Genomic DNA, 1571 nt, shown 5'->3' on the forward strand with positions numbered 1-1571 from the left:
GGCTAGTGCTTACGGTCTCTCCTTCGATGCAGTCAAAGCGTTTCTCACAAACAGATACGCCCTTATTGGGCTCCTATTATACCTCATCTCTTCAGTCCTTTGGCTGTTCTCGCTCTCTGAGCTCCCGGCGAGCCTTATGTATCCTCTCCTGAACCTCGCTTATGTAGTGACCGTAATCCTCGCCGCGGTTTATCTCGGGGAATCCGTCCATGTCCTCCGGTGGGTGGGGGTGGGCCTCATAATAATGGGGAGCATTCTGGTGGGCATTAACTGAGCTGCGAAAGGTTTTTAAACGCTCCTCCTCCCCTAATATCGAGCCCCGGTGGTGTAGCCCGGTCAAACATGCGGGCCTTTCGAGCCCGCGCCCCGGGTTCAAATCCCGGCCGGGGCACCATAATCCTCCCGTCCGCCTTTCTAAAAGTAGCTTCACCGTTATAGAAGGCTCTTCCCCAAAGAGAGCCGTCCTTAATAGGCTGTTGATAAAACGAGACCTTACCACGTCTAATCTGGCCAATTCTTGAAGGACGTCCTGGTCGAGAGTAATGTGCACATCTGTCTTTTTATGGTGCCTTCCTCCATGATTATCCATGAAACTCCACCAATTCTGACCTGCGCCCCATGAAGTTATTGCTGTTACGGTCATGGGGATCACCTCGGCAGGTTCTTCAGGACGTCCTCGGCTTGAATCTGCTGAGTGTAGTAGATGATGTATTCCAGGGATTTGTGCCCCGTGATTTTGGCGATTATCTGTGGAGAAACGCCTTTCCTAGATAGGTACGAGATAAAGGCATACCTCAGGGCGTGGGTGTTGAAGCCATAAGTCCGCTTGCAGTATCCTGACACCTTCCAGCGGTTGGCCTCTCTAATGATATATGATACTCTCATTAGCTCGGCTTTGCTGATCTCTTCGGGCAAAATCATCTGGCGTTCGTATTTGTCTTTTCTCTTCTCGACGATTATGGTGGCCTGCCGCTTGAAGGGCTTCATCTCGGCTATCTTGTTCAGGAAGTTGATTGCCTCAGTTAAGCGGGATCCGTTTCTCAACTGAGTCAGCAATATTATGTCGTATGCCTTGGAGGTGTCCCTGGTTGCCTGGCGATAGTGGTTCAGTATAAGTTTGTATGTCTTCTCGTAGTCGAGGCCTTTGTCCCACCCGAACATTTTGACATTTCTTAACTTTCGTGGCTTCTCTTCGTCATTGTTGAGGTTTCGGCCCTGTTTTGCCTTAACTTTCGTATGAAAGTTAACGGTCATAAGATCACCCCCTCCTCACCTTGAGAGTCGAAAGATTCTTCGACTGTCAAGGATTCCAACCAGTCGAGGAACTCCATGAGCGTCTCGCCCTGCTTCTCCGTGAACTCCATCTTATCCTGCCAGTCGAAGTTCACGATGTATCTATGACGTTTGCTGTCGTAGTGGAACAGGATATTGACTGAATCGTTGCAACCCTCGCACTCAACCTCGTAGAACCCCCACTCAACCTTCCTGACCCTCACCGCCATCACGCTCCTCTTCGAGCCAAATCCTATATTTGCGCCCTCCTCTTGTTTCGAACTCTACCACACCATCAT

General features: G+C 50.2%; 3 protein-coding genes and 1 tRNA gene. 2 read left to right on the forward strand and 2 right to left on the reverse strand.

Translation table 11 applies throughout. The features are described from left to right. Together MVD07_RS08240 and MVD07_RS08245 are read left to right on the forward strand one after the other, a co-directional pair. Positions 1-274: EamA family transporter (locus tag MVD07_RS08240; RefSeq protein ID WP_297500704.1), on the forward strand; the 274-nt coding region annotated here is incomplete at its 5' end. A gap of 42 nt (positions 275-316) precedes the next feature. Then, positions 317-394, forward strand: a tRNA-Glu gene (locus MVD07_RS08245). A 254-nt stretch (positions 395-648) separates the two neighbouring features. Here the strand turns inward: MVD07_RS08245 and MVD07_RS08250 are convergent. Then, the gene (locus MVD07_RS08250; protein WP_297500707.1) at positions 649-1254 is read right to left on the reverse strand and encodes an integrase; all 606 of its coding nucleotides are present in this window, start codon (positions 1252-1254) and stop codon (positions 649-651) included. Then, positions 1251-1502, reverse strand: coding sequence for a hypothetical protein (locus tag MVD07_RS08255; protein WP_297500710.1), 252 nt, complete (start codon positions 1500-1502; stop codon positions 1251-1253). Before MVD07_RS08255 ends, MVD07_RS08250 begins: the two co-directional genes overlap by 4 nt. Positions 1503-1571: the final 69 nt, after the last annotated feature.

Origin of the sequence: Thermococcus sp., assembly GCF_027008145.1 — an archaeon.
Classification (GTDB): Archaea; Methanobacteriota_B; Thermococci; order Thermococcales; family Thermococcaceae; genus Thermococcus.

Coding starts and splice junctions, on each gene's coding strand:
- MVD07_RS08250 (WP_297500707.1), bottom strand. CDS start 1,254: ATGACCGTTAACTTTCATACGAAAGTTAAGGCAAAACAGGGCCGAAAC.
- MVD07_RS08255 (WP_297500710.1), bottom strand. CDS start 1,502: ATGGCGGTGAGGGTCAGGAAGGTTGAGTGGGGGTTCTACGAGGTTGAG.